Here is a 26812-nt window from a genome sequence, read left to right as displayed (position 1 = left end):
CTAGTGACCTCCAAGGGCGAGGGAAAGGTGGCGGATGGAGAAGCCCACCATGACGACTACCCAAAGAATGAGCACCGTCCACAGCATCTGGCGCTGGTACTTCGCACCCTTCTTCCAGAAGTCGACGGCGATGATCCGCAGGCCGTTGAAGGCGTGGAACACAATCGCTGCAACAAGGCCCGTTTCACCCAGGGCCATCAGGGGGTTCTTGTAGGCACCAATCACGGCGGTGTAGGCCTCGGGGGACACACGCACCAGTGAGGTGTCCAGCACATGGACCAACAAGAAGAAAAAGATCACTACACCGGTAATGCGGTGTCCAACCCAGGACCACATGCCTTCACGGCCGCGGTACAAGGTGCCAGCTGGTTTTGTCGGCACTGAATAAACCTCCCTGCAACACAGCGGCGCTGGCATGGGATCCACGCGGGGGGAACGCCTGCTGCGAGAGCACTCATAAACTCAAGACTAAATCTAGGCTTCGCTCACAGCATATTCAATTCAGCCACCCGTTGGTGACGACGCCCGGCAGGCTTTTCGATTCCTTTTGAGACGAACACCACATTCGCTGGACTGCGCGGGGGCGCCGCCGTTGCTTAACGATGGGAGTCCGGGAGGGCTGTGCCGTGCCCCTCCGACACGGCATCCAGGGCCGGCACGGCACCTTCGGCTAAAGTAGCGGTGATGACTACAGACAAAGTGACAAGCCAGGACACGCTGCAGGGTTCGGCGCAGGGCTCGGCCCTGAGCCGATTTATTGCGGTGATTCCGGCAGGCGGAGTGGGGACCCGCCTCTGGCCCCTGTCGCGAGCAGCAGCCCCCAAGTTCCTCCACGACCTCACGGGCTCGGGCAGTACCCTCCTGAGGTCCACCTACGACCGGCTCGAGCCGCTCGCCGGCAAGCACATGCTCGTGGTGACCGGAATGGCCCACCGGGACGCGGTCTGCCGCCAGCTCCCCGAGATTGACGACGCCGACCTCGTGCTCGAGAGCGAGCCCAAAGACTCCGGCGCCGCCATCGGTTTGGCCGCCGCCATCCTGCACGAGCGCGATCCTGACACCATCATGGGCTCCTTCGCCGCAGACCAGGTGATCAGCCCCGACGAGCTGTTCCACGAGGCCGTCAGGGAGGCCATCCACGCGGCTGCGGCCGGCAAGATCGTCACGATCGGCATCAAGCCCACCCACGCCTCCACCGGCTTCGGCTACATCCGGGCCGGAAAGAACCTCGGCGTGGACGGGGCGCCCAGCGCCCAGGCCGTCGTCGAGTTTGTGGAGAAGCCCAGCGAAGAGGTCGCCCAGGAGTACCTCGACAGCGGCGAATACGTCTGGAATGCCGGCATGTTCGTGGCCCCGGTCGCGCTGATGCTCAAGCACCTCGAAGCCAACCAGCCCGAGCTCTTCGCCGGTGTGCAGGAAATCGCCAAGGCCTGGGACACCCCTCAGCGCGACGAGGTCAAGGCCCGCGTGTGGCCCACCCTGCCCAAGATTGCGATTGACTACGCTGTGGCCGAACCTGCCGCCGCCGCCGGCGACGTCGCCGTCGTACCCGGTACCTTCCGCTGGGACGACGTCGGGGACTTTGCCTCGGTGGGCCGGCTCAACAGCGCCAAGGAAGTCAAGGACGTCACCGTGATCGGTGAGGGTGCCCGTGTCTTCACGGAGGATGCCAGCGGTGTGGTGGTCTCCGATACCAAGCGTGTGATCGCGCTGATCGGGATCAAGGACGTGGTGGTGGTGGATACCCCTGACGCCTTGCTCGTGATGCACAAGGAACACTCGCAGCGCGTGAAGCAGGCCGTGGACGCCCTGAAGGCCAGTGGCGACACCGACGTCCTCTAGTTGGCCGGGCCGTAACGCGCCGTACCCGATGACGCTATTAATTGTTCGCTCGCTAGAGTTATTCCGTGCGTAACTACTCTACTGAAGCTGAGCCCACCACACTGGTGGGGCCGTGGCTCGAGCCTCTCCTGCCGGAGCTGATTGCCTTCCGCCGGGACTTGCATGCGCACCCGGAGCTCTCCTTCAAGGAGTTCCGCACCACGGACAAGCTCGCAAAGCGACTCGAGGAAGCGGGCCTCAAGCCCCGGCGCCTCGCAGGGACGGGCCTGACGGTGGACATCGGGGAGGGCCCGATCGCCACCGCCCTCCGCGGCGACATTGACGCCCTGCCCATCATCGAGGAGACGGGCCTTCCGTTCGCGTCGAAGAACCACGGCGTCACCCACGCCTGCGGCCACGACGTCCATACCGCCACCATGCTCGGCGCGGCCCTGGTCCTGCAGCGGATGCACGAGGAGTCGCCGCTGCGCGGTACCGTGCGGATCATCTTCCAGCCGGCCGAGGAGACCATGCCCGGCGGGGCCCAGAGCTGCATCGAGCAGGGTGTCCTCGAGGGCGTTCCCCGGATCTTCGCGCTGCACTGCGATCCCCGGATCGAGGTGGGCAAAATCGGCACCCGGATCGGCGCCATCACCTCCGCCTCGGACACGATCAAGATCGAACTGACCGGCCGCGGCGGCCACACCTCTCGCCCGCACCTGACCGAAGAGCTCGTCTTTGCCCTGGCGCAGATCGCGGTCAGCGTTCCGGCCGTGCTCTCCCGCCGCGTTGACGTCCGCAGCGGCGTATCCGTGGTCTGGGGCCACATTTCCGCCGGCTCCGCGCCCAACGCAATCCCGGCCAGCGGCTACATGGCCGGCACCATGCGCTGCCTGGACCGCGACGCCTGGCACAGCGCCGGTGAAATCCTCGACCAGGTCATCCAGCAGATCGCGGCACCGTACGGCGTCGACGTCCACCTGGAGCACACCCGCGGCGTGCCTCCCGTGGTGAACTCCGAACATGAGACCGCCCTGATCGAGGCAGCGGCGCGCGCCGAGATCGGCGAAGGCGCCGTCGTCCTGACCCCCCAGTCCATGGGCGGGGAGGACTTCGCCTGGTTCCTGGCCGACCTCCCCGGCGCCATGATGCGCCTCGGCACCAAGACCCCCGGCGGCGAGGAGTACGACCTGCACCGCGGCGACTACATCCTGGACGAACGCGCCCTCGGCCTGGGCATCCAGGTCCTCACCGCCGCAGCACTGCGCACCCTCCGCGACCTCTAGCGCAACAAACCCTCCGGCCGCTCGCTGCGGCCGTCGAGGTGAGACTTCGCGCCCATCGTTGGGTACTCCATGGGCGCGAACTCTCACCTCGGCGAGGGGGGCGGCCTGTCGCTCCGCTGGGGAAGGTTCGGCGGCGGTCTGCTCACGTTGGCGGCGTTCCACACCCAACTGCCCGTGCGGCCGTCGAGGTGAGACTTCGCGCCCATCGTTGGGTACTCCATGGGCGCGAACTCTGACCTCGGCGGTACGGTCCGGCCGTTTTGAGTTGTGCACAATTTAATTGTGGACTATCGTATAGTCATGCCCGATACTCCCCGCCTCAACGCCCCCCGCCTGGACCGGCAGCTGTGCTTCGCCATGTACTCGGCGTCGCGGGCCGCCACAGCGGCGTACCGGCCGATGCTCGAGGAGCTGGGCCTTACCTATCCGCAGTACCTCGTCATGCTGGTGCTGTGGGAAGAGGAACCGCGCAGCGTCCGCGGGCTGGGGGAGGAGCTGGGCCTCGACTCCGGCACTCTGTCCCCGCTGCTCAAGCGGCTCGAGTCCCTGGGCCTCGTGGAGCGGCGCCGGTCGGCCGCGGACGAGCGCCGGGTTGAAGTCTTCCTGACCGACGCCGGCTCCGCCCTCAGCGCCCGGGCCACCGGCATCCCGCAGCGGCTCGCCGCCGCGGCCGGACTCTCGCCTGCTGAACTTGACCAGCTCCGCGAAACGCTGAGCCGACTGGCCGCCGCCCTGCACGGCTCCCACTGACTTCCTTCCACCGCAAACAGATTGGATCTCCCATGAAGACCCTCTATACAGCCGAGGCCCTGGCCTCGGGCGAAGGCCGCGACGGCACCGCCGTCACCAAGGACGGCAAGCTCAGCGTAGCCCTGGCCAGCCCCGTGGAACTCGGCGGCAACGGCGAGGGCACCAACCCGGAGCAGCTCTTCGCCGCCGGATACGCGGCCTGCTTCCACTCCGCGCTGCGCCTTGTCGGCCGCCAGCAGAAAGCCGACCTGACGGATTCCGCCGTCGCCGCCAGGATCCACCTGGGCGCGCTCGGCGACGGATCCGGTTACGGCATCTCCGCGGAACTCGAAATCGCACTGCCCGCCGTGGACCGGGCAACGGCTGAGGCCCTCGTGGCCAAGGCTCACGAAGTCTGCCCCTACTCCAATGCCACCCGTGGCAACATCACTGTCGACATCACCATCCTGGAGGTCGCCGCATGAGCACCGAAACCACCACCCTGCCCGTCACCACGCGGGAAATCCAGCTGGCATCCCGGCCGCACGGCCGTCCCGTGCCGGAGAACTTCCGCCTTGCCGAGGCGGCGCTGCCCGAACTCCTGGACGGCCAGGTCCTGGTCCGCAACCTGTTCATGTCCGTGGACCCCTACATGCGCGGCCGGATGAACGACGTCAAGTCCTACTCGGCGCCGTTTGCCCTGGACACCGCGCTCGACGGCGGCGCCGTTGGCGAGGTCATCGCGTCCCGTTCTGCGGACCGCGCGGTGGGCGACGTCGTCGTCCATTCACTGGGGTGGCGGGAATATGCCGTGCTCGACGCCGGTGCCACCACGCCGGCGCGCACCGATCTGGCCCCCGCCCCGGCGTTCCTCGGAGTGCTGGGAATGACAGGCCTGACGGCGTACGCCGGCCTGGTCAAGGTTGCCGGCTTCAAGGCCGGAGAGGTCGTCTTCGTCTCGGGCGCCGCGGGTGCCGTCGGCTCGCTCGTGGGCCAGATTGCCAAGGCCATGGGCGCGTCCCGCGTCATCGGCAGCGCTGGCTCCCCGGAAAAGGTGGCACGGCTGCTGGAGCTCGGCTTCGACGCGGCCTTCAACTACCACGACGGCCCGGTCGCCGGGCAGCTCGCCGCGGCCGCGGGCGACCGCGGGATCGACGTGTATTTCGACAACGTTGGCGGGGAACACCTCGAAGCCGCGCTGTCGGCGCTGACCGTTGGTGGCCGTGTGGCCATGTGCGGCGCCATTTCGCAGTACAACTCGACCGAGCCCACCCCGGCTCCGCGGAACCTCGCGCAGGCCATCGGCAAGCAGCTGACCCTCAAGGGATTCCTGGTCGGCGGCTACTGGCAGCACATGGCCGAGTTCGTTGAGAAGATGTCCGGCTGGCTCGCGGACGGCACCGTGCGGTACGACGAGACCATCGTGGACGGGCTGGAGAACGCCCCGCAGGCCTTTATGGACCTGCTGGACGGCGCCAACACCGGCAAGATGCTGGTCCGGCTCTAGGCGCGAGTTCCAGGCAGCCCGCCAGCCCCGCAGATTGCACGCCCCGTACCGGAGATGACCGGTGCGGGGCTTTCTGTCTCTACCGCTTGGTAACAAGTTCTCAACAATCTGTGGAATCGCTGTGAACTGTGCTACTTGGACGTGTCGCAGGACACTAAAGTGGCTTCCATCAGTGCGCCTCGGCGCAGTGCTGCGAAATCCATCAGTGAAAACAGCGTTTCAGCGGCAACACCGCCAACAGACACTCATTGAGCTCCGTCGTAGCGCCTACTCTTTCTTCCTGGAGGAAAATTGAAGAACTCTCTGCGTGCAACCTTCAAGCGCGGTTCAATGGCAGGAGTCGCCACCGCCGGTGCGGCTGCACTTCTGCTGACCGGTTGCGGGGCCGCCCCGACAGCCAGCAGCAGCGCCACCCCGTCGGCCAGCAACTACACCGGTTGCATCGTTTCCGACTCCGGTGGATTCGACGACCAGTCATTCAACCAGTCCTCCTACGAGGGGCTGAAGAAGGCTGAGAAGGACCTGGGCATCAAGGTCAACCAGGCCGAGTCCAAGACGAACAACGACTTCGAGCCCAACCTGCGCGCGATGGTCACTGCCGGCTGTAACCTGACCGTCACGGTCGGCTTCCTTCTGGGTGACGCCACCAAGGCCCAGGCCACGGCGAATCCGGACAAGCACTTCGCGATCATCGACTTCGGCTACGAGACCCCGATCAGCAACGTCAAGCCGATCATCTACGACACGGCCCAGGCGGCTTTCCTGGCGGGCTACCTCGCAGCCGGCACTACCAAGACCGGAACGGTCGCCACCTTCGGCGGCATCAAGATCCCCACGGTCACCATCTTCATGGACGGCTACGCCGACGGCGTCAAGTACTACAACGAGAAGAACGGCAAGGACGTCAAGGTTCTTGGCTGGGACAAGGCCAAGCAGGACGGTTCCTTCACCGGTGACTTCGAAAAGCAGGACAAGGGCAAGCAGTTCACCCAGAACTTCCTGGACCAGGGCGCGGACATCGTCATGCCCGTCGCCGGTCCTGTCGGCAAGGGTGCGGGCGCGGCCCTGAAGGAAGCCAAGGCAGCAGGCAAGGACGTCAAGCTCATCTGGGTTGACTCCGACGGCTTCCTCACGGCACCGGATTACAAGGACATCATGCTCTCCTCCGTCATGAAGCAGATGGGCGAGGCCGTCGAGACCGTTGTGAAGGAAGACAAGGACGGCAAGTTCTCCAACACGCCGTACGTTGGCACCCTCGCGAACGACGGCGTGCAGCTGGCTCCGTTCCACGACATGGACTCCAAGGTTCCCGCCGAACTGAAGACGCAGCTGGACCAGATCAAGAAGGACATCGCCGACGGCAAGCTGAAGGTTGAATCCGCAGCCAGCCCGAAGGTCTAACTTCCGCCGCTAAGCGCCACGGCCCGTCCGGTCATTCACCGCACGGGCTGTGGCGCTTTTCGTTGAGCGGACAGACTCCGCTTCCGGCTGCAGGCACTAGGCTGATCCTGCAGCCCCATCATCCGTCCGGCCCAGACGCCCGGACACTTCGAGATTGGTCAGAGTTTTGAAACTTGAACTCAAGGGGATCACCAAACGCTTCGGCTCCCTGGTAGCCAACGATCACATTGATGTGGTGGTTGAACCCGGGCAGATTCACTGTCTGCTCGGCGAAAACGGCGCGGGCAAGTCCACGCTGATGAACGTCCTGTACGGACTGTACGAGCCCACCGAGGGCCAGATCCTCGTTGACGACAAACCCGTCATCTTCCGCGGCCCGGGCGACGCCATGGCCGCCGGCATCGGCATGGTGCACCAGCACTTTATGCTGGTCCCCGTTTTCACTGTTGCCGAAAACGTCGCGCTGGGAGCGGAAACCACCAAGGCGGGCGGATTCCTGAACCTGGATGACACCCGGCGCAAAATCCAGGAGATCTCGGACCGGTACGGCTTCGACGTCGATCCGGATGCGATGATCGAGGACCTCCCGGTGGGCGTGCAGCAGCGCGTCGAAATCATCAAGGCGCTCGTCCGCGACGCCAAGGTGCTCATCCTGGACGAGCCCACGGCCGTGCTGACCCCGCAGGACACCGATGAGCTGCTGGACATCATGCGCCAGCTCAAGAGCCACGGCACCTCGATCGTGTTCATCTCGCACAAGCTGCGCGAGGTCAAAGCTGTCTCAGACACCATCACGGTGATCCGCCGCGGCAAGGTGGTCGGCACCGCCGATCCCAGCGCCTCGACGACGGAACTGGCGTCCATGATGGTGGGCCGTGCCGTAAACCTGACCCTGGACAAGGCCCCGGCCAATCCCCAGGAGACCACCTTCCAGGTCAAGGACCTCACCGTGATCGCGCCCAGCGGCCAGCACGTGGTGGACGGCATCAGCTTCGATATCGCCCGCGGCGAGATCCTCGCCGTCGCCGGCGTCCAGGGCAACGGCCAGACGGAACTGACCGAGGCCATCCTGGGCCTCCAGGACCGCGTCCACGGCTCCATTCTGCTCGACGGCGAAGAACTCGTCGGCCGCAGCGTCAAGGAGGTCCTCAACGCGGGCGTCGGGTTCGTGCCGGAAGACCGCTCCGTCGACGGCCTGATCGGCACCTTCTCGATCGCCGAAAACCTGATTCTGGACCGCTACGACCAGGCGCCGTTCGCGAAGGGCATCAGCATGAGCCCGGCCAAGGTCCTGGAGAACGCCCAGACCCGGATCGACGAGTTCGACGTGCGGACGCCCTCAGGTTCACTCGCGGCCGGCACGCTGTCCGGCGGCAACCAGCAGAAGTTGGTCATGGCCCGGGAGCTCTCCCGGCCGCTGCGGCTCTTCATCGCATCCCAGCCCACCCGCGGCGTGGACGTCGGATCCATCGAGTTCCTGCACAAGCGCATCGTGGCCGAACGCGACCACGGCACCCCCGTGATGATCATCTCCACCGAACTGGACGAGGTGATCGAGCTCGCCGACCGGATCGCCGTGCTCTACAAGGGCAAACTGGTCGGCATTGTCCCGGCAGGCACCCGTCGTGACGTTCTTGGCCTGATGATGGCAGGGCTGTCCCCGGAGGACGCCCACGCCGACACCGCGAGCAAGCACGCGGCCCGGCAACCCGGGGAAGTGCCCGCGGAAAACTCCGCCGAACCCCAAGCAATGAACCAGGCGCCCGCCGCCCAGCCCGTGCAGGAGTCCAGCTCCGGCGCCGTAGGAGACGACCATGAGTGAGAACAACGAGCCGCGACGCTCGGCTGCACCGGATCCGGACCGGAGTCCGGACACGCTGCCCCCTGAAACACCGCAGGCACCGGCGCCCGACGCGGAGTCGGGGGCTCCCGTAAACGACGCCGCCCTGATCACCTCCCTGGACACAGCCGGCGGGGCGATGCGGCCGTCGGCCGTTCCCGTCTCGGCCCAGAGCGGCTCCCTCCCCGGCGCCGACGATTCGGACTCGGTCCTGCGCAAGATCTTCACCGGCAACGGCATCGTGACCATCCTGGCCGTCCTCCTCGCCCTGATCCTTGGCGGACTCCTCATCGCCAGCACGGACAAGGTGGTCGCCGCGACGTCGAGCTACTTCTTTGCCCGGCCGACCGACTTCCTCGCCGCCGTCTGGTCGGCCGCGACGAGCTCCTACGTCGCGCTCTTCCAGGGCTCGGTCTTCAACCCGCGGGGGAGCGGCGTGGGCGGACAGTTCGCCCCGCTCATGGAGACCCTCACCATCGCCACCCCGCTGATCACAGCCGGTCTCGGCGTAGCCCTGGCTTTCCGCGCGGGCCTGTTCAACATCGGCGCGCAGGGCCAGATCATCATGGCCGGCATCCTCGCCGCCTGGGTGGGCTTCGCGCTGGATCTGCCGGTGGGCCTCCACCTGCTGCTCGTCCTGATCGCAGGCGTCATCGGCGGCGCCGTCTGGGGCGGCATCGTGGGCGTGCTCAAGGCGAGAACCGGAGCCCATGAGGTCATCGTGACCATCATGTTCAACTACATCGCCCTGTACCTGGTGCGCTACCTCCTGGACACGCCGGCGTTCCAGCGGCCCGGGGAGACCACCCCGATTTCCCCGATCCTGGACCCGTCCGCAGTGTACCCGCAGATCTTCGGCAGCCAGTATCGGCTGCACATCGGCTTCCTGCTGGCCATCGCGGCGACTGTATTTGTGTCGTGGCTGCTGAACCGCTCCACCATCGGCTTCGAGTTCCGCGCAGTGGGGGCCAACCCCAAGGCAGCCCTCACCGCCGGCATCAACGTCCCCCGCACCACCATCCTGGTGATGACCATCGCCGGTGGCCTGGCCGGGCTGGCCGGCGTCGCGCAGGTGGCGGGCACCGAAAAGGTCCTCACCGACGGTGTCGCAGCCACGTACGGCTTTGACGCCATCACCGTCGCACTGCTGGGACGCTCGACGCCGTGGGGCACCTTCGCCGCCGGTGTGCTGTTTGGCGCCTTCCGCGCCGGAGCTGTCCAGATGCAGATCCAGACCGGAACCCCCATCGACATCGTGTTGGTGGTCCAGTCGCTCATTGTGCTGTTCATCGCGGCGCCGCCCTTGGTCCGGGCGATCTTCGGACTCAACCCGCGCAAGAAGAAAGCCGCATCCGCCGGCAAGTCCCAGAAGGCAGCAGCCACCGGAGGTGCAGCATGAGCACAACAGCAACCTCGCCCGTCCCGGGAAACCCCCAGGAGCCACAGCAGGGACGCCCGCACCCGGCAAAAAACCACAAGCCGACAGTGTCCGCCAAGCCTGTCACCTGGAAGCTGCCGGCGACGCTGCTGGTGCTCGCCGCCGTTGCGTTCATCTTCTTTGGCCTGCTGGGCCCGCACGCGACCGCGAAGTTCGGCATCTCCTCCGGCGGTGACTTCTTCCAGCTCCCCGCCGTCGAGGTTCCCGCCTTCCTGGCCGGGATTGTGCTCTCCGTGATCATGCTGGGCCTCGCCGGCTACGCCATCTTCCTGAAGACCCGGAACGTCCGGCCCCCGCGCTGGCTGCCGGTCCTGTTCACGGTCCTGTTCGTCGTGGCCTTCCTGATCTGGGTGGTCGGCGGCGCCAGGACGCCCAGCATCTCGCTGGCCGGTCTCATCGCCGGGTCCGTGACCCTCGCCGTGCCGATCGTTTTTGGCTCCCTGTCCGGTGTCCTGTGCGAACGCGCCGGCGTCGTGAACATCGCCATTGAGGGCCAGCTCCTGGGCGGCGCCTTCACGGCCGCGATCGTCGCCAGCATGACCAACAACCCGTACCTGGGCCTGCTCGCGGCGGCCGTCGCCGGCGCCCTCGTCTCGATGGTGCTGGCGGTCTTCAGCATCAAGTACGTGGTCAACCAGATCATCGTCGGCGTGGTGCTCAACGTCCTCATCTCGGGCCTCACAGGTTTCCTGTTCAGCACCGTGATGCAGGCGAACAAGGAATTGTTCAACTCGCCGGGCCGGCTTCCGATCATCGAAATCCCGGTCCTGTCCAGCATCCCGGTTCTCGGCCCCATCCTCTTCAAGCAGTCCGTGGTGGGCTACCTGATGTACGTGGCCGTGATTGTGGTGTGGATCGGGCTGTTCAAGACGAAGTGGGGCCTGCGCGTCCGCGCTGTGGGCGAGCACCCGCAGGCTGCCGACACCCTGGGCATCAAGGTCAACGCGACCCGGTTCTGGAACGTCACGCTGGGCGGCGCCGTCGCAGGGATCGGCGGGTCGTTCTTCACCCTTGTCGCGATCGACAGTTTCACGAAGGAGATCTCCGGTGGCCGCGGCTTCATCGCCCTCGCCGCAATGATCCTGGGACGCTGGAATCCGATCGGGGCGTTCTTCGCCGCGCTGCTGTTCGGCTTCGCCGACAACCTGCAGAGCATTGTGACGATCATTGGCACCCCGGTGCCGAGCCAGTTCATGGCAATGCTGCCCTACCTCGTGACCGTGTTTGCCGTCGCCGGACTCGTCGGCCGGTCCCGGCCCCCGGCCGCCGACGGCATACCGTACGTCAAGGGTTGACGATGGACAGCATCGACGTCGACTGGGCTGCCCTGGAGGCCGCCGCGGTGGCCGCCATGGGGAACGCCTATGCGCCGTATTCGAAGTTCGCGGTGGGGGCAGCAGCCCTCACCGCGGACGGCCGGATCGTGAGCGGCTGCAATGTCGAAAACGCCAGCTACGGCCTCACCCTGTGCGCCGAGTGCGCCCTCGTCGGCAACCTGCACATGACCGGAGGCGGCCTGCTCCGCGCTTTCTACTGCGTCGACGCCGCCGGCAACGTCCTCATGCCGTGCGGGCGCTGCCGGCAGCTGCTCTACGAATTCAGGGCTCCCGACATGGAGCTCATGACCACCCAGGGAATCAAGACCATGGAACAGGTCCTTCCCGATGCCTTTGGCCCCCAACACCTGGAGGAACCCCGGTGACACACATAACGCAGACCAACAGCCGCTCCGAATCGTTCGACGCCGTCGACATCATCCGCATCAAACGCGACAAGGGCGTGCTCAGCCCCGCCCAGATCGACTGGACGATCGACGCGTATACCCGCGGCGCGATCGCCGACGAACAGATGGCCGCCCTGAACATGGCCATCCTGCTCAACGGCATGGACCGGGCCGAGATCTCCCGCTGGACCGCGGCAATGATCGCCTCCGGCGAGCGGATGGACTTCTCCAGCCTGCGCCGCCCCGACGGCAGCGTGAAGCCCACGTCCGACAAGCACTCCACCGGCGGCGTCGGGGACAAAATCACCCTGCCGCTGGCACCCCTGGTGGCGGTCTTCGGCGTTGCCGTGCCGCAGCTCTCCGGCCGCGGCCTGGGCCACACCGGCGGCACCCTGGACAAGCTCGAGGCGATCCCGGGCTGGCGCGCCGCGCTCAGCAACGAGGAAATGCTGGCCCAGCTCCAGGACGTCGGCGCAGTCATCTGCGCCGCCGGCGCCGGGCTGGCCCCGGCCGACAAGAAGCTCTACGCCCTGCGCGACGTCACCGGCACCGTCGAGGCCATCCCGCTGATCGCGTCCTCGATCATGAGCAAGAAGATCGCGGAAGGCACCGGTTCGCTGGTGCTGGACGTCAAGGTCGGCAGCGGCGCGTTTATGAAGGACGAGGCCCGCGCCCGCGAACTCGCCGAGACCATGGTGGCACTGGGCAAGGACGCCGGCGTCAACACGGTGGCCCTGCTGACCAACATGAACACGCCGCTGGGCCTCACCGCGGGCAACGCGATCGAGGTCGAGGAATCGGTGGAGGTCCTCGCCGGGGGCGGTCCGGAAGACGTCGTCGAGCTCACGGTCCGGCTCGCGGAGGAAATGCTCGCCTGCGCGGGCGTCCACGACGCCGATCCGCGCGCCGCCCTCCGGGACGGCCGGGCCATGGACGTCTGGAACCGCATGATCGAGGCGCAGGGCGGCGACCCGCGGGCCAAGCTCCCGGTCGCCCGGGAATCCGAAGTGATCTACGCGCCGGCCGACGGCGTGCTGGTGGAACTCGACGCGATGGCCGTCGGCGTCGCCGCCTGGCGCCTCGGCGCCGGACGCGCACGCAAGGAGGACCAGGTCCAGGCCGGTGCCGGGGTGCGGATGCACGCCAAACCGGGCGCCATGGTCAAGGCTGGCGAACCGCTCATGACGCTCCTGACAGACACCCCGGAGAAGTTCGACCGGGCCAAGGAGGCCCTCCAGCACGCCGTGGTGATTGCGCCGGAAGGCTCCCGGCCGGCGCAGCAGCTCATCATCGACCGCATCGCCTAGCTGCCGGCGTGCCCTCTCACTTGTGGTCCCCAACCAGTTGACTTTGCCCGGGGCCCAGCCGCCACACGGGATAAGGGCAAGCTGGGGCGCGGGCCCGCAGGTACACTGGCACGACAGCCGTACCCCCGTTGTTTGGTAGGAAACCGTGCAGGCAATCAACGACTTCATCCTGGCCGCAGCAGGGCAACCCTGGGTGCTCTTCCTTGTGTTCGCGTGCTGCGTGATTGACGGCTTCTTCCCGCCCATCCCGAGCGAATCCGTGGTCGTTGGACTCGCCGCGGTGGCCGCCGGCGCCGGCATCCCCAATGTGGTGCTCCTGGCCGCGACCGCCGCCGCGGGTGCCTTCCTCGGCGACAACATCGCCTACCTGATCGGCCGCAACACCGGAACGCAGCGCTGGGCCTGGATGCGCGGCTACCGCATGCAGCGGGCCTTCCGGTGGGCCGGCACGGAGCTGCGCAAACGGCCCGCGTCGCTGATCCTCGTGGCGCGGTTCGTGCCGATCGGCCGGGTGGCGGTCAACCTGACGGCCGGCGCCACCCATTTCCCGCGGCCACGCTTCGTCGGTCTGACAGTCCTCTCCGCGGTGCTCTGGGCCGCCTACTCCGTCGCAATCGGACTGTTCTTCGGCCAATGGTTCGAAGACAACCACCTGCTCGCCGTCATCGTCGCCGTCATCTGCGCGATCGGCCTGGGCATCCTGGTGGACGTCGTGATCAGCAGGCTGCGCGGGACCCCTCCCGAGGACGTCGAACAGCCCGTCCCGCCAGTGGAGCCCTCCTGACGAAGCAGCCCATCGTTAAGGGAGATTTATCCGGACGGAACGTAGCGCATCCTTGTCCGTCATGGGACACTGAAGAGCGCTTTTCATCACTTTCCTAGGAGCAACGCCCGCGTGGAATTTATCAATGAGGCAATTCTCCATGCCGCGGGACAATGGTGGATTTATCCGATTCTCACGATCTTCTGCTTCATCGACGGATTCGTTCCGATTCTGCCGAGTGAAACCCTGATCGTCGCCTTGGGTGCCCTGTCCGTCACGTCCGGCCAGCCGAACATGTGGTTCGTTATGGCGGCCGCTGCCCTCGGGGCTATCGCCGGCGACAACATGGCCTACCTGCTGGGCCGCCATGTCGGCGTCGAGCGCTTCCGCTGGATGCGCAAACCCAAGGTCCAGCGCGCCCTGAACTGGGCACGCTATGAGTTGGACAAGCGCGGCGCCATGCTGATCTTCACGGCCCGCTACATCCCGGTGGGACGAGTGGCCGTCAACTGGATCGCCGGCACCACCGCGTACCCGCGCCGGCGCTTCGTCATCCTGGACATCTTCGCCTCCATCACCTGGGTGGCCTACTCCGCCGGCGTCGGCATCCTCGCCGGCAACTGGGTCCACGAACACCCGCTGCTGGGGGTCGGCATCGCCATCGCCTTCGCCATCGTGCTGGGCATCGTGATCGACCACCTGCTGACCTGGCTGCACCGCTGGCGCGACACCAAGGGCGCTGCCGCGGCGGCCAGCCGCGCCGCTTCAATGGCGGCCGAGGCCAGGGCCGCCCACGCCCCGTCCGGCAACCCGCCCGCGGCCGGACACGCCTCCGGCGCCACGCCAACGCCGCCGCAACTGGCAGCACCGGCCGACGTCGAGGCCTGATTCCGCCCGGCTGGTGTTGCCGGGCCTCCGACCCTAAGGTTGGAACGTGACTGAGATAATTCTTGACGCTGCCCCTGACCTCGACTTCGACCTGAAGGGCCTCCCCAAGGTTTCCCTTCACGACCACCTGGACGGCGGACTCCGGCCGGCCACCATCATTGAACTTGCCGAGGCCGTGGGACACACCCTGCCCTCCACCGACCCCGTCGCCCTGGGGGAGTGGTTCCGCGAATCCGCCGATTCCGGCTCGCTGGTCCGCTACCTCGAGACCTTCGACCACACCATCGCCGTGATGCAGACCAAAGACGGACTCTTCCGCGTCGCCAAGGAATTCGTCGAAGACCTTGCCGACGACGGCGTTGTCTACGGTGAAGTGCGCTGGGCGCCGGAGCAGCACCTCCAGCAGGGCCTGAGCCTGGACGACGTCGTGGACGCCGTGCAGGCGGGCCTCGAGGCCGGCGTCGACTCCGTCGCCGAGACCGGCCGCGACATCCAGGTCGGCCAGCTCATCACCGCCATGCGCCATGCCGACCGCGGCCAGGAAATCGCGGAACTGGCGGTCCGCCACCGCAACAACGGCGCCGTCGGCTTCGACATTGCCGGTGCCGAGGACGGCTTCCTGCCGTCCCGGTTCAGGGACGCCTTCACCTACCTGGCCCAGCACAACTTCCCGGCCACGGTGCACGCCGGGGAAGCTGCCGGACTCGAAAGCATCCAGTCCGCCCTGGTCGACGGACGCGCCCTGCGCCTGGGCCACGGCGTCCGGATCGCCGAGGACATCACCGTCGAATTCGACGACGAAGACGGCGGCGCCGAATTCAACGACAGCAGCGACGAGGCCAACGACAACATCGGCATGGTCACCCTGGGCGATCTCGCCAGCTGGGTCCGCGACCGCGGCATCGCCCTGGAGATCTGCCCGTCCTCCAACCTGCAGACCGGCGCCATCGCCGGCTTCGGCGAGGGAATCGAAAGCCACCCGCTGGACATGCTCTACCAGCTCGGCTTCAACGTCACCATCAACACGGACAACCGGCTCATGAGCGGCGTGACCCTCACGGACGAGTTCGAACTGATGGTCGAGACCTTCGATTACGACCTCGATGACCTGCTGGAGCTGACGCTCAACGCGGCCGAAGCTGCTTTCCTGCCGCTCGAAGAGAAGGAAGCCCTCGTTGAATACATCAACGAGTTCTACGACGAGCTTGGCTAAAGAGAACATTCCACCCGTCCGGGGGCAGCTGGCAGAGCTGATCGAAACGATTGCCGCCCTGCGCGAGCACTGCCCCTGGATGGGTGCCCTCACCCATGAATCCCTCGTTGAGTACCTCCTCGAGGAGGCCTACGAGGTGGCCGAGACCATCGAGACGGCCGGCGGCGACGCCGAGCTGAAGGCCGAACTTGGAGATGTCCTGCTCCAGGTGGTCCTCCACGCCCGGCTCGCCCAGGAGCGCGGCGCCTTCGACCTCCACGACGTCGCCCGCGGCCTCACCGCCAAAATGGTCCGGCGCAACCCGCACGTGTTCCGTCCGGACGGATCCCTGCAGGAGTCCTTCCCGGCGACGGTGGAGGAAATCGTCCAGACGTGGGACGCGGTCAAGCGCTCGGAGCAGGGCCTGCACTCCGGGGCCGCCGAGCCCGGCACTGAACCCTCCCGCGCTGATCCTTCCCGGCTGGGGGCGCTCGGGGGTGTCCCCGCCGCCCTTCCGGCCCTGGCGCGGGCGCAGAAACTCCAGGACCGCGCCGAACGGGCCGGACTCCCGGCCTCCACCCGGCCGGTGGACGTCCCGTCCGCGGAAGAGGACCTCGGGGACCTTCTCTTCGCCATCGCCGCCGCAGCCCGGGACCGGGGGCTCGACGCCGAGCGTGCCCTCCGCGGCGCGAACCGCCGCTTCCAGGAGGGCACGCCCCCGCCGCCATCCCCATAATCGGCCAAAATGACGTCCGGGTGCTGGATAGGTTTCTGTAACTCATCCCACTCTCGACTACGCTGGGTAGCGACGAGGACGTCTGTTTTTCAGCGTGATTCCCAGCTTGATTTCCCATCAGATTCCCAGCAGATCGCTTCACCCAAAGGAGCCTATCCATGGCGCTTATCGATGCCATCCACGCCCGCGAGATCCTCGATTCCCGTGGCAACCCCACCGTAGAAGTTGAAGTCCTGCTCTCGGACGGCCAGATCGGCCGCGCGGCCGTTCCCTCCGGAGCCTCCACCGGCGAGCACGAAGCCGTTGAGCTCCGCGACGGCGACAAGGGCCGGTACCTCGGCAAGGGCGTCCAGAAGGCCGTTGACGCGGTCATCGACCAGATCGCCCCGGCCCTGATCGGCTTCGACGCCACCGACCAGCGCAGCATCGACCAGTCGATGATCGACCTGGACGGCACCGCCAACAAGAGCAAACTCGGCGCCAACGCCATCCTGGGCGTGTCCCTGGCCGTCGCCAACGCGGCCGCGGCCTCCGCCGACCTGCCGCTCTACAAGTACCTCGGCGGACCGAACGCACACGTCCTGCCCGTACCGCTGATGAACATCCTCAACGGCGGCTCACACGCCGACTCCGACGTCGACATCCAGGAATTCATGGTTGTCCCGCTCGGTGCCGAGACCTTCTCCGAGGGCCTGCGCTGGGGCGTCGAGGTCTACCACGCACTCAAGGCGGTCCTGCAGGCCAAGGGCCTGTCCACCGGCCTCGGCGATGAAGGCGGCTTCGCGCCGAACCTGCCGTCCAACCGCGCCGCCCTGGACCTCATCCAGGAAGCCATCCGGAACGCCGGCTACACCCCGGGACAGGACATCGCCCTCGCCCTGGACGTCGCCTCGTCCGAGTTCTTCAAGGACGGCGCCTACCAGTTCGAAGGCAAGTCCCTCAGCTCCACCGAGATGAGCGCCTACTACGCCGAACTCGTCGCCGACTACCCGCTGGTGTCCATCGAGGACCCGCTGGACGAAAACGACTGGGAGGGCTGGAAGACCCTCACCGACGCCATCGGCGACAAGGTCCAGATCGTTGGTGACGACCTCTTCGTCACGAACCCCGAGCGCCTGCAGACCGGCATCGATTCGAAGACCGCCAACTCGCTCCTGGTCAAGGTCAACCAGATCGGTTCCCTGACCGAAACCCTGGATGCTGTCTCCCTCGCCCAGCGCGCCGGTTACACCACCATCACCTCGCACCGCTCCGGCGAGACCGAGGACACCACCATCGCCGACATCGCCGTTGCCACCAACGCGGGCCAGATCAAAACCGGTGCCCCGGCCCGCTCCGAGCGCGTTGCCAAGTACAACCAGCTGCTGCGCATCGAAGAGGAACTCGACGACGCCGCACGCTACGCCGGACGCAGCGCCTTCCCGCGTTTCAAGGGCTAGTAACCGCAGGAACTGCCGACCGGTGGCTATGGTTGAAAGACCATGGCCACCGGTTCTTTTTTGGCACCTTCCTTGTGGCGCCGCGCTGTCGGCTCCGTGTCGGCGCCCGGCCCAGGCCACGGGGATCAGCACTGAACAGCACTGAACCAGCAAGCCGCAAGCCAGCCGGGGGAGAACCTGGCATTACAGGAGTGACATGGTTACCCGCCGACCCAAGGTTCCCCGGGCTACGCCTGCGGCCCCCAAGTCTCCGGACACCGACGACGACGGCGGTGACGTCATCCAGGCTGATTTCGGCGGTTCCCGCGGAGCCCCGGGCCACACAGCCGGCAACCCGGCATCCACACCGGGCGGATCCCGGTCGGGCGCCGCCCAGAACAATGCCGCGCAGCACAATGCCGCCCAGAACAATGCCGCCCAGCACAACGTTGCGCGGCAGAGCGCTGCAAAGCCGAATGCTGCGAAACCAGGTACGAACACCCAGGGCACCGCCAAGCCCAGCACCAAACAGCCCCGGGACGGTGCAGTGCCGGCGGGGGAGAACCTCGACCCCGTTCCCGCCAAGGCCTTCTCCGGCCGCATGCTGGCACTGTTCGTCGTCATGATTGCGATCACCATCATGCTGGCGCCCACGGTCAAGATCTTCTTCGAGAAAAGGGCCGAAATTGCCGCCCTGCAGGCGGATATCTCCGCCAAGCAGTCCCAGCAAAACGAGCTCAGGCGCCAGGTCTCCCGGTGGCAGGATCCGAACTACGTGAAGCAACAGGCCCGCGACCGCATTAACATGGTTATGCCCGGCGAGACGGGCTACTGGGTCTTCGGCAGTGATCTTCCTGCCGGAACGTCCAGTGGCGCGGCCGGTGCAGGATCACAACAGGACCCGGCCGATCTGCCCTGGGTGGACTCCCTCTGGGACTCCATCCGGCGTTCGGCAACAGACTAAGAAGCGGCGCCCGCCGCAGGATTGTCCGCCGGACAAACCAGACAGGGCAGGAAGGTGCCGCGCCCGTGGACGAGAACCGAGTGGACGAGAGCCTCACGGCAGAGAACCCGATGGCAGTGACGCCGGGAACACCGGAGACGGCCAGTTCCGTGGAGGAATCCCGCCGGCCCTCGCCCCGGGACCTCGATGTCCTGAGCCGGCAACTGGGACGCCCGGTGCGCGATGTCGTGGAGATCCCGGCCCGCTGCGTCTGCGGCAACCCGCTGGTGGCGGCCACCTCCCCGCGGCTGAGCAACGGCACACCCTTCCCCACGACGTTCTACCTCACCCACCCGGTGATCACGTCCGCTGTGTCGCGGCTTGAGGCGGCCGGACTGATGAACGAGATGAACGACAGGCTCGGCGAAAACGAGGCGCTGGCAGCGGACTACCGGGCCGCGCACGAGGCCTATCTCGCGTCCCGGGCAGAGATCGGCGCCCGGTCCGGAATCGGCGCCGTCCCCGAAATCGACGGCATCTCCGCCGGCGGCATGCCCACCCGCGTCAAATGCCTGCACGTCCTGGTGGGCCATGCACTCGCTGCCGGACCGGGCGTGAACCCGCTCGGCGACGAGGCCATCGCCGCCATCGGCGAATGGTGGACCAAAGACCGCTGCTATTGCGACGGCGCCTGGGACACCGGCGGCGAGGCCCCCTCGCAGGACCTCAGCCGGCACGGCCCGCAGGGGCTCCCGGAGATCGTGGGCCGCCCGGCACCGGTCCGCAAGGCACGCGCCCAGGACGCCGGCAGCAGCACCGACGCCGGAGACGCCGACACCAGCGGAGCGGACAAGTGACCCGCGTCGCCGCCGTCGACTGCGGCACCAACTCGATCCGCCTGCTCATCGCCGACGTGGAAACGGACGGTGCGGCGCCCCGGCTGAACGACGTCGTCCGCGAGATGCGCGTCGTCCGGCTCGGCCAGGGCGTGGACGCCACCGGCGAACTCGCCCAGGAGGCCCTCGACCGGACCTTCGCCGCCGCCGCGGACTACGCCGGGCAGATCCGCCACCACGGTGCCAGCAAGGTGCGCTTCGTCGCGACCTCCGCCACCCGCGACGCCCGCAACCGGCAGGTCTTCGTCGACGGCATCCGCGAGCTCCTCGGCGTCGAACCCGAGGTCATCACCGGGGACAGCGAGGCCGCACTGTCCTTCGCCGGCGCCAGCAGCGTCCTGCCCTCCCGCGGCGAGGACCCCGTCCTTGTCGTGGACCTCGGCGGCGGCAGCACGGAGTTCGTGCTGGGCAACGCGGACGGCGTCATCGCCGCCAGGAGCGTCGACATTGGCTGTGTCCGGCTGACCGAACGCCACCTGCGCAGCGACCCGCCCACGGCAGAACAGATCGCCGCCGCGGAAGCCGACGTCGACGCGGCCATCGACGAGGCGGCCCGGACGGTCCCGCTGGACCGCGCCGCCGCCGTCGTCGGGGTGGCCGGTTCCATCACCACCATCACTGCCCACGCCCTCGCGCTGACGGAGTACTCCGCCGCGGCGATCCACGGCACGGAACTCTCACTCGACGCCGTGCGCCGGGCCTGCACCGAACTGCTGGAGATGTCCCACGCGGAACGGGCCGCGCTGCCTTACATGCACCCGGGCCGGGTGGACGTGATCGGAGCGGGCGCGCTCGTCTGGCGGCGCGTCATGGAGCGGCTGTCCGAGGCGACGGACGGCAGGGTCGGCACGGCCGTCACCAGCGAACACGATATTCTTGACGGAATTGCCTTGAGTATCAGCTAGGCGGCAGCCCGGCTGGACTGCGTCAGCCAGACGCCCGCCAGCCGGCACCCGGACTCCAGCTCCCCGCCCAGGGCCCTCCCGGCGTTCCGCAGCGCCACCAAAACGCATCACGCCCCGTTTCCCCAGCACCCTGGTGCCCCGCCGATCGGACCCGAATGACCAGAGCAACAGCCCGGCGCCGCCGGACCGCCTCCGCGATGATGGCCTTGGCCCTTGCGGGAAGCACTTTGGCGGCCGCCCTGACCGCCGCCCCCGCCGCCCACGCCGACGCCTGGCGCGACAAGGAATACTGGCTCGCCGAATCAGGCATCACCAAGGCCTGGGAAGTCTCCAAGGGCGCCAACGTCAAGGTCGCCGTGATCGACAGCGGTGTGGACGGCAAACACCCTGACCTCGCCGGCGTGCTGGCCGGCGGCGTCGACATCTCCGGCGCCGGGGCCCCGGACGGCCAGAAGAGCATCGGCGCGAAACCCGAACACGGAACCCTCGTCGCCACCCTGCTGGCAGGCCGCGGCCACCAGCCCGCCGATTCCACGGCCAAGCCCACCCCCGGCGCCGGCCCGTCCGTCGGCCCGGACGGAATCGTGGGCGTGGCCCCCGAGGCGCAGCTGCTGTCCGTCTCCACGTGGCTCGGATCGGCTAACCCCGGCGGCAAGACCGACCAGGACCAGATCCCGCAGGCCGTCCGCTGGGCCGTCGACAACGGAGCCCGCGTCATCAACATCTCGCTCGGCAGCACCTCGCCGGAGTGGCCGCAAAGCTGGGACGCAGCCTTCCTTTACGCCGAGCAGAAGGACGTGGTGATCGTCGCTGCCGCGGGCAACCGCGGGGGAGGCAACGTCCAGGTCGGCGCTCCGGCCACCATCCCCGGCGTCCTGACCGTCGCCGGGCTGGACCGCAAGGGAACAGCCAGTATCGATTCCTCATCCCAGGGCATCAGCATCGGCGTCGCGGCACCGGCGGAGAATCTGATCGGCGGCCTCCCCGGCGGCGGCTACGCGGAATGGGCGGGCACCTCGGGCGCCACCCCGATCGTGGCCGGCGTCGCGGCCCTGATCCGCTCCAAATGGCCGGACATGACCGCCAGCCAGGTCATCAACCGAATCGTCAGCACCGCGAAGGACGCCGGCGCGCCGGGGAAGGACCCCCTGTACGGTTTCGGGGTCCTCAACGCCGAGGCGGCCCTCAAGGCCGACGTGCCCGAAACCCGGATCAATCCACTGGGCTCCATTTCGGACTGGATCCGCGTCCACCGGCGGGGCAACCTGGCCACCTCGCCCGCGCCCGCCTCGGCGCCCCCCTCCAGTGCCGCCCTCACCCTCCCGGAGGCCACCGTGCCCGTCGCGGAGCCTCCATCCGAGCTGGACAGCGCCGTACCGGCCATGGTGGTGCTCGGCTTCGGCGGACTGTTCCTGTGCATCGTGGGGGCCGCCGTCTTCCAGCTCCGCCGTACCGCGCGGACTTCCCCGGCCGCAGGCCCCGACGGGCTTCCGGAAAACCCGGACACCGGCGTGCTCGATTCCGTGGATTCCACCGGGAAACAGTAGTTAGTGAAGTTTTTCACAAAGTACGGTATTCTTGGGGAATGGCATCCTCCCCTCAGCTCCAGGACCGTCCCAGGGTACTCGTCGTCGGCGGCGGGTACGTCGGCCTGTACGTAGCCCTCAAACTGCAGAAGAAGATCGCGAATGCCGGTGGCATCGTCACCGTCGTTGATCCCCTGCCTTACATGACCTACCAGCCCTTCCTCCCCGAAGTTGCCGGCGGCAACATCGAGGCACGCCACGCCGTGGTCTCGCACCGCCAGCACCTCAAGCAGACCGAGCTCATCCAGGGCCGCGTCACCTCGATCGACCACGTAAACCGCACCGCCGTGGTTGCCCCGGCTGACGGCGGCGACAACTTCGAGGTTCCCTACTTCGACGTCGTGGTCGCCGCAGGCGCGATCACCCGGACCTTCCCGATCAAGGGACTCGCGGACAAGGGCATCGGCCTCAAAACCATCGAGGAAGCCGTTGCGCTGCGCAACAAGGTCCTCGACCGCATCGAAGCCGGCTCGCTGATGACCGACCCGGCCGAACGCGCCCGCGCCCTGACCTTCGTGGTTGTCGGCGGCGGCTTCGCCGGCATCGAGTGCATCACCGAAATGGAAGACCTCGCCCGGGCCGCAGTCAAGAACAACCCCCGCGTCAAGCAGGAGGAAGTCCGCTTCGTCCTGGTTGAGGCGATGGGACGCATCATGCCCGAGGTCACCGCCAGCCAGGCCGAGTGGGTCGTCGAGCACCTGCGCAGCCGCGGCATCGAAGTCCTGCTCAACACCTCGCTGGACAGCGCCGAGGGCAGCCTGAAGCTCATCAACCTCCCGGACAAGACTGCCGCCCAGGAATTCCAGGCGGACACCCTGGTCTGGACTGCCGGCGTGCAGGCCAACCCGATGGTCCGTTCCACCGATTTCCCGCTCGAGCCCCGCGGCCGCGTCCGTGTCCTTGCGGACCTGCGCATCGCCGGCGACGAGGGCATCATCGAGAACGCCTGGGCCGCCGGCGACGTCGCTGCCGTGCCGGACCTCACGGGCAACGGCCTGCCGGACGGTACCTGTGTCCCGAACGCCCAGCACGCGCTCCGCCAGGCCAAGCGCCTCGCCAAGAACCTGTGGGCCACCCGCTGGGGCAAGGAGCTCAAGGACTACAAGCACAAGAACCTCGGCGCCGTCGCCGGTTTCGGCGAATGGAAGGGTGTTGCCAACATCAACCTTCTGGGCCGCATCGGGCTCAAGGGCCCGCTGGCCTGGCTGGCGCACCGCGGCTACCACGGCCTGGCGATGCCGACCATGGAACGCAAGATCCGCGTCATCTTCGGCTGGATCCTCGCCTTCTTTATGGGCCGCGACACGACCCAGCTGATGGACCTTGACAACCCGCGCGGCGCTTTCGTGGCCGCTGCGACGCCGGCGCCCAAGCCGGCCGCGGCACCCGCCGCACCCGCCGCACCCGCCGCTCCCGCCGCTGAAAAGCCGGCGACAGAGGCCGGCAAGGCTGCAAACAAGGAAGCCGTGTCGGCCGACTCGAAGTAGCCCGCATCAGCGTTCGACGGCGGCCGTTCCCCTGCGGGGGAGCGGCCGCCGTCGCCGTTAACCCGGTACGCCGTCACCGCAGGCCTCTCCGGGGCAGGCCGGGGCCGCGCCTAGACTGGCTGAATGACAGCTGAAAAGGACCTCAACACCCTGCTGGCCACGATGCATCCGGAAGTCCGTGCGGGCGAGTTCGTCTACGTCCTCTGGCCGCACGGCCGGCCGCTCGCCGGGGCCGCCGCAGCCGCCGTCCGCGAAGCGGAGGGCCTGACCGTGGTGCTGCCGCGCGCCGACGCCGACAGCCTCGGGCTGCCCTACGACTTCGTCGGCGCCTGGATCACCCTCCAGGTCCACTCCTCACTCGAAGCCATCGGCCTGACGGCAGCCGTCAGCGCCGCCTTGACCCAGGCAAAAATCAGCTGCAATGTCCTGGCCGGCTTCCACCACGACCACATCCTGGTCCCCGTCGCGGACGCTGACCGGGCGCTTGAGGTGCTGCACGAACTCGTGGCAGCAAGCGGGGAACACAAACCCGCTCCGGAGCTGGTGCTGCGCAGCGAACAGCCCGCGGACCGGCCCGCCATCCTCGACCTCACCGCCGCGGCCTTTGCCGTCTCCCCGGTCACCGGGCTGCCCGTTGAGGGCGAACCCGAAGAAGTGGAACTCGTGCGTGCGCTCTTTGACTGTGAGGAGTACCTGCCGGAGTCCAGCATCGTCGCGGAGCTCGGCGGCGAAGTCGTGGGACACGTGATCAGCACCCGCGGCTGGGTGGGGGAGCTGGAGCTCCTGGGCCTGGGCCCGATCGGTGTGGTGCCGCGCCTGCAGCGCCACGGCATCGGCAGCGCGCTCATGACGGAAACGATTGCCCGGGCCAACGCCGCGGGGGAGCGCGGCATCGCGCTGCTCGGAGACCCGGAGTACTACTCGCGTTTCGGCTTCGTGCCGTCGACGTCGCTCGGGGTGGAGGCCCCCGACCCTGAGTGGGGCGTCCACTTCCAGCTGCTTCCGCTGGCCGTCTGGCCGGGCGGCGTGAGTGGAACGTTCCGCTACGCCAAGCCGTTCGGTATCGCCTAGCCCGCCGCCCGGCGGGATACCATGGACCGGGCCCCAGTAGCCCAATTGGCAGAGGCAGCGGACTTAAAATCCGCGTGTTGTGGGTTCGAGTCCCACCTGGGGCACTCGTCGTTGCGCCCGGCGGTCCTTCGGGCAGATTTCCTCTATGCAACGAGTGTTATAAGGATGTGACCGTAGTCACTTTGGATCGGGCCGGAATTGCACTAGCTTGAAGTTAAATCAGGAACACCTGATCTTTCGCATCAAAGGCCGTTCGCACCTTTAGATCGAGGAGATTGTAAATGACTTCACTCCCCCAGGTGGCGCCCCGCATCGCTAAGCTCACCGCGCTTAGCATCGGCGTCGCCCTTCTGGCTACGGCTTGTGGTGGCTCGTCCACCCCGACGTCGACCGGATCCGGCACCGCTTCGGCAAACGCCGCGGGCATCGCATGCCCGGCGCCCAGCGCGACTGCCGGTGCCAGCACTGCCGCAGGAGCCGGCGGGGCCGTGCCGGCTGCCACCACCACCACCGAAACTGCCCTCAAGATTGGATCGCTCCTGCCGACAACGGGGTCGCTGGCGTTCCTCGGCCCGCCCGAAATTGCGGGTGTCAACCAGGGCATCAAGGAAATCAATGATGCCGGCGGCGTGCTGGGCAAAAAGGTTGAGGTCATCCACCGCGACTCCGGTGACACCAAGACCGATATCGCCACGCAGTCCACCAGCGCCCTCCTCGGCCAGGGCGTTAGCGCAATCGTCGGTGCCGCTTCCTCGGGCGTCTCCAAGACCGTCATCAACCAGATCACGGGCGCCGGCGTCATCCAGTTCTCCCCGGCCAACACCTCCCCGGACTTCACCGCCTGGGATGACAAGGGCCTGTACTGGCGTACCGCTCCCTCGGATGTTCTCCAGGGCAAGGTCCTCGGCAACTACATGGCCACCTGTGGCGCCCAGACCGTCGGCATGATCGTCCTGAACGACGCCTACGGAACCGGCCTGGCCAAGAACGTGCAGGCGGCTTTTGAGGCAGCCGGCGGCAAGGTTGTTGCCCAGGAGCTCTTCAACGAAGGCGACTCCCAGTTCAGCAGCCAGGTGGACAAGGTCCTTGCGGCCAAGCCGGATGCCATCGCCCTGATCACCTTCGACCAGGCCAAGAGCATCGTTCCGCTGATGACGGGCAAGGGCATCAAGGCCAACCAGATCTTCATGGTGGACGGCAACATGTCCGACTACAGCAAGGACTTCAAGGCAGGCACCCTGAAGGGCGCCCAGGGCACCATCCCGGGCACCTTCGCCAAGGATGACTTCAAGAAGAAGCTGCTGGCCATCGATCCCGCGCTGAAGGACTACAGCTACGCAGGCGAGTCCTACGACGCCGTGAACCTGATCGCACTGGCATCCGAAGCCGCCAAGAGCACCAAGGGAACCGACATCGCCGCGCAGCTCAAGGCAGTCTCCGAGACTGGCGAGAAGTGCAACGATTTCCCCTCCTGCGTCACCCTGCTCCGCAACGGCAAGGACATCGACTACGACGGCCAGTCCGGCCCCGTAACGTTCTCCGACGCCGGTGACCCGACAGAGGCCTACATCGGCATCTACGAGTTCCAGGATGACAACACGTACAAGCCGGTCAAGGAAGAATTCGGCAAGCTGTAAGCTCGCTCTTTCCTAGCCACAGGAAACCCCCGTCCACTCCGGACGGGGGTTTCTTGCGTGCGGGGCGAGGCGGCCCGGCAAGGGCGCCCCAGCTACGCGTCACGCACAGCAGACTCTTGCCGGGCCGACGAACGCCCGACGCCGGGAATTCGAGGGCACAGAAGGACAGCCCGCCCAAACCCCGCGCTGGGTGACACCGTCGTCGTTCGGCCGGGGGAGCGTGCGGCTGCGGAGGCGC

At 67.2% G+C, this 26812-nt stretch carries 24 protein-coding genes and 1 tRNA gene; 24 read left to right on the top strand and 1 reads right to left on the bottom strand.

All coding sequences use genetic code 11. The features are described from left to right. Positions 1 to 381: a succinate dehydrogenase, cytochrome b556 subunit gene (gene sdhC / locus ACZY0Y_RS01815; protein WP_084507261.1), complete on the bottom strand. Its 381-nt coding sequence runs from the start codon at positions 379 to 381 to the stop codon at positions 1 to 3. A 303-nt stretch (positions 382 to 684) separates the two neighbouring features. Between sdhC and ACZY0Y_RS01810 the strand changes: the two genes are divergently transcribed. The 24 genes from ACZY0Y_RS01810 to ACZY0Y_RS01695 all read left to right on the top strand — a co-directional run bounded on the left by ACZY0Y_RS01810 (position 685) and on the right by ACZY0Y_RS01695 (position 26574). Then, positions 685 to 1842 carry a mannose-1-phosphate guanylyltransferase gene (locus tag ACZY0Y_RS01810; protein ID WP_463882758.1) on the top strand — a complete coding sequence of 386 codons (1158 nt, stop codon included), beginning with the start codon at positions 685 to 687 and terminating at the stop codon, positions 1840 to 1842. Between the two features lie 65 nt (positions 1843 to 1907). After that, a complete protein-coding gene (locus tag ACZY0Y_RS01805; RefSeq protein ID WP_463882755.1) occupies positions 1908 to 3107 on the top strand; it encodes an amidohydrolase in 1200 nt (399 codons plus the stop codon). Positions 3108 to 3407: 300 nt separating this feature from the next. Continuing rightward, positions 3408 to 3857: a MarR family winged helix-turn-helix transcriptional regulator gene (locus tag ACZY0Y_RS01800; RefSeq protein WP_463882754.1), complete on the top strand. Its 450-nt coding sequence runs from the start codon at positions 3408 to 3410 to the stop codon at positions 3855 to 3857. Positions 3858 to 3889: 32 nt separating this feature from the next. Continuing rightward, on the top strand, positions 3890 to 4321 hold the full coding sequence (locus tag ACZY0Y_RS01795; RefSeq protein WP_463956572.1) for an organic hydroperoxide resistance protein: 432 nt from the start codon (positions 3890 to 3892) through the stop codon (positions 4319 to 4321). Further along, on the top strand, positions 4318 to 5343 hold the full coding sequence (locus ACZY0Y_RS01790; protein ID WP_463882751.1) for an NADP-dependent oxidoreductase: 1026 nt from the start codon (positions 4318 to 4320) through the stop codon (positions 5341 to 5343). The genes ACZY0Y_RS01795 and ACZY0Y_RS01790 overlap by 4 nt, the downstream gene beginning before the upstream one ends. A 291-nt stretch (positions 5344 to 5634) precedes the next feature. Next, positions 5635 to 6744: a BMP family lipoprotein gene (locus ACZY0Y_RS01785; RefSeq protein ID WP_463882749.1), complete on the top strand. Its 1110-nt coding sequence runs from the start codon at positions 5635 to 5637 to the stop codon at positions 6742 to 6744. Between the two features lie 166 nt (positions 6745 to 6910). Next, entirely contained in the window at positions 6911 to 8566 is a 1656-nt protein-coding gene (locus ACZY0Y_RS01780; protein ID WP_463882746.1) for an ABC transporter ATP-binding protein, read from the top strand. Continuing rightward, entirely contained in the window at positions 8559 to 9983 is a 1425-nt protein-coding gene (locus ACZY0Y_RS01775) for an ABC transporter permease (protein WP_463956571.1), read from the top strand. The genes ACZY0Y_RS01780 and ACZY0Y_RS01775 overlap by 8 nt, the downstream gene beginning before the upstream one ends. Further along, entirely contained in the window at positions 9980 to 11317 is a 1338-nt protein-coding gene (locus ACZY0Y_RS01770; protein WP_463956569.1) for an ABC transporter permease, read from the top strand. Before ACZY0Y_RS01775 ends, ACZY0Y_RS01770 begins: the two co-directional genes overlap by 4 nt. Positions 11318 to 11319: 2 nt before the next feature. After that, positions 11320 to 11724: a cytidine deaminase gene (locus ACZY0Y_RS01765; protein WP_463956567.1), complete on the top strand. Its 405-nt coding sequence runs from the start codon at positions 11320 to 11322 to the stop codon at positions 11722 to 11724. Positions 11725 to 11729: 5 nt separating this feature from the next. Beyond that, positions 11730 to 13052, top strand: a complete 1323-nt coding sequence (locus tag ACZY0Y_RS01760) for a thymidine phosphorylase (protein ID WP_463882879.1) — start codon at positions 11730 to 11732, stop codon at positions 13050 to 13052. Between the two features lie 145 nt (positions 13053 to 13197). Further along, positions 13198 to 13836, top strand: coding sequence for a DedA family protein (locus tag ACZY0Y_RS01755; RefSeq protein ID WP_463882737.1), 639 nt, complete (start codon positions 13198 to 13200; stop codon positions 13834 to 13836). Positions 13837 to 13947: 111 nt separating this feature from the next. Beyond that, positions 13948 to 14703, top strand: coding sequence for a DedA family protein (locus ACZY0Y_RS01750; RefSeq protein WP_463882735.1), 756 nt, complete (start codon positions 13948 to 13950; stop codon positions 14701 to 14703). Positions 14704 to 14749: 46 nt separating this feature from the next. Next, the gene (locus ACZY0Y_RS01745; RefSeq protein ID WP_463956566.1) at positions 14750 to 15916 is read left to right on the top strand and encodes an adenosine deaminase; all 1167 of its coding nucleotides are present in this window, start codon (positions 14750 to 14752) and stop codon (positions 15914 to 15916) included. Positions 15917 to 15995: 79 nt separating this feature from the next. Continuing rightward, a complete protein-coding gene (locus ACZY0Y_RS01740) occupies positions 15996 to 16631 on the top strand; it encodes a MazG nucleotide pyrophosphohydrolase domain-containing protein (protein WP_463956629.1) in 636 nt (211 codons plus the stop codon). Between the two features lie 158 nt (positions 16632 to 16789). Beyond that, a complete protein-coding gene (gene eno, locus ACZY0Y_RS01735; RefSeq protein ID WP_160667174.1) occupies positions 16790 to 18070 on the top strand; it encodes a phosphopyruvate hydratase in 1281 nt (426 codons plus the stop codon). A gap of 196 nt (positions 18071 to 18266) precedes the next feature. Continuing rightward, positions 18267 to 19013 carry an FtsB family cell division protein gene (locus ACZY0Y_RS01730; protein WP_463956565.1) on the top strand — a complete coding sequence of 249 codons (747 nt, stop codon included), beginning with the start codon at positions 18267 to 18269 and terminating at the stop codon, positions 19011 to 19013. Between the two features lie 110 nt (positions 19014 to 19123). Further along, entirely contained in the window at positions 19124 to 19849 is a 726-nt protein-coding gene (locus ACZY0Y_RS01725) for a DUF501 domain-containing protein (RefSeq protein ID WP_463956628.1), read from the top strand. Then, positions 19846 to 20793 carry a Ppx/GppA phosphatase family protein gene (locus tag ACZY0Y_RS01720; RefSeq protein ID WP_463882727.1) on the top strand — a complete coding sequence of 316 codons (948 nt, stop codon included), beginning with the start codon at positions 19846 to 19848 and terminating at the stop codon, positions 20791 to 20793. The genes ACZY0Y_RS01725 and ACZY0Y_RS01720 overlap by 4 nt, the downstream gene beginning before the upstream one ends. Positions 20794 to 20948: 155 nt before the next feature. Continuing rightward, positions 20949 to 22340 carry a S8 family serine peptidase gene (locus ACZY0Y_RS01715; RefSeq protein WP_463882725.1) on the top strand — a complete coding sequence of 464 codons (1392 nt, stop codon included), beginning with the start codon at positions 20949 to 20951 and terminating at the stop codon, positions 22338 to 22340. A 38-nt stretch (positions 22341 to 22378) separates the two neighbouring features. Further along, on the top strand, positions 22379 to 23866 hold the full coding sequence (locus ACZY0Y_RS01710; RefSeq protein WP_463882722.1) for an NAD(P)/FAD-dependent oxidoreductase: 1488 nt from the start codon (positions 22379 to 22381) through the stop codon (positions 23864 to 23866). A 123-nt stretch (positions 23867 to 23989) separates the two neighbouring features. Further along, positions 23990 to 24937: an N-acetyltransferase gene (locus ACZY0Y_RS01705; RefSeq protein ID WP_463956564.1), complete on the top strand. Its 948-nt coding sequence runs from the start codon at positions 23990 to 23992 to the stop codon at positions 24935 to 24937. Between the two features lie 30 nt (positions 24938 to 24967). Next, a tRNA-Leu gene (locus ACZY0Y_RS01700) sits at positions 24968 to 25041 on the top strand. A gap of 177 nt (positions 25042 to 25218) precedes the next feature. Continuing rightward, a complete protein-coding gene (locus ACZY0Y_RS01695) occupies positions 25219 to 26574 on the top strand; it encodes an ABC transporter substrate-binding protein (RefSeq protein WP_463956562.1) in 1356 nt (451 codons plus the stop codon). Positions 26575 to 26812 lie beyond the last annotated feature (238 nt).

Source organism: Pseudarthrobacter kochi, assembly GCF_055412805.1.
This window is presented reverse-complemented; position numbering and strand designations above follow the sequence as displayed.

Bases quoted from the DNA above. Each gene is read 5' to 3' on its own strand.
- ACZY0Y_RS01810 (WP_463882758.1), top strand. From the start codon at position 685: ATGACTACAGACAAAGTGACAAGCCAGGACACGCTGCAGGGTTCGGCG.
- ACZY0Y_RS01800 (WP_463882754.1), top strand. From the start codon at position 3,408: ATGCCCGATACTCCCCGCCTCAACGCCCCCCGCCTGGACCGGCAGCTG.
- ACZY0Y_RS01795 (WP_463956572.1), top strand. From the start codon at position 3,890: ATGAAGACCCTCTATACAGCCGAGGCCCTGGCCTCGGGCGAAGGCCGC.
- ACZY0Y_RS01790 (WP_463882751.1), top strand. From the start codon at position 4,318: ATGAGCACCGAAACCACCACCCTGCCCGTCACCACGCGGGAAATCCAG.
- ACZY0Y_RS01775 (WP_463956571.1), top strand. From the start codon at position 8,559: ATGAGTGAGAACAACGAGCCGCGACGCTCGGCTGCACCGGATCCGGAC.
- ACZY0Y_RS01770 (WP_463956569.1), top strand. From the start codon at position 9,980: ATGAGCACAACAGCAACCTCGCCCGTCCCGGGAAACCCCCAGGAGCCA.
- ACZY0Y_RS01765 (WP_463956567.1), top strand. From the start codon at position 11,320: ATGGACAGCATCGACGTCGACTGGGCTGCCCTGGAGGCCGCCGCGGTG.
- ACZY0Y_RS01740 (WP_463956629.1), top strand. From the start codon at position 15,996: ATGGGTGCCCTCACCCATGAATCCCTCGTTGAGTACCTCCTCGAGGAG.
- eno (WP_160667174.1), top strand. From the start codon at position 16,790: ATGGCGCTTATCGATGCCATCCACGCCCGCGAGATCCTCGATTCCCGT.
- ACZY0Y_RS01730 (WP_463956565.1), top strand. From the start codon at position 18,267: ATGGTTACCCGCCGACCCAAGGTTCCCCGGGCTACGCCTGCGGCCCCC.
- ACZY0Y_RS01725 (WP_463956628.1), top strand. From the start codon at position 19,124: ATGGCAGTGACGCCGGGAACACCGGAGACGGCCAGTTCCGTGGAGGAA.
- ACZY0Y_RS01715 (WP_463882725.1), top strand. From the start codon at position 20,949: ATGACCAGAGCAACAGCCCGGCGCCGCCGGACCGCCTCCGCGATGATG.
- ACZY0Y_RS01710 (WP_463882722.1), top strand. From the start codon at position 22,379: ATGGCATCCTCCCCTCAGCTCCAGGACCGTCCCAGGGTACTCGTCGTC.
- ACZY0Y_RS01705 (WP_463956564.1), top strand. From the start codon at position 23,990: ATGACAGCTGAAAAGGACCTCAACACCCTGCTGGCCACGATGCATCCG.
- ACZY0Y_RS01695 (WP_463956562.1), top strand. From the start codon at position 25,219: ATGACTTCACTCCCCCAGGTGGCGCCCCGCATCGCTAAGCTCACCGCG.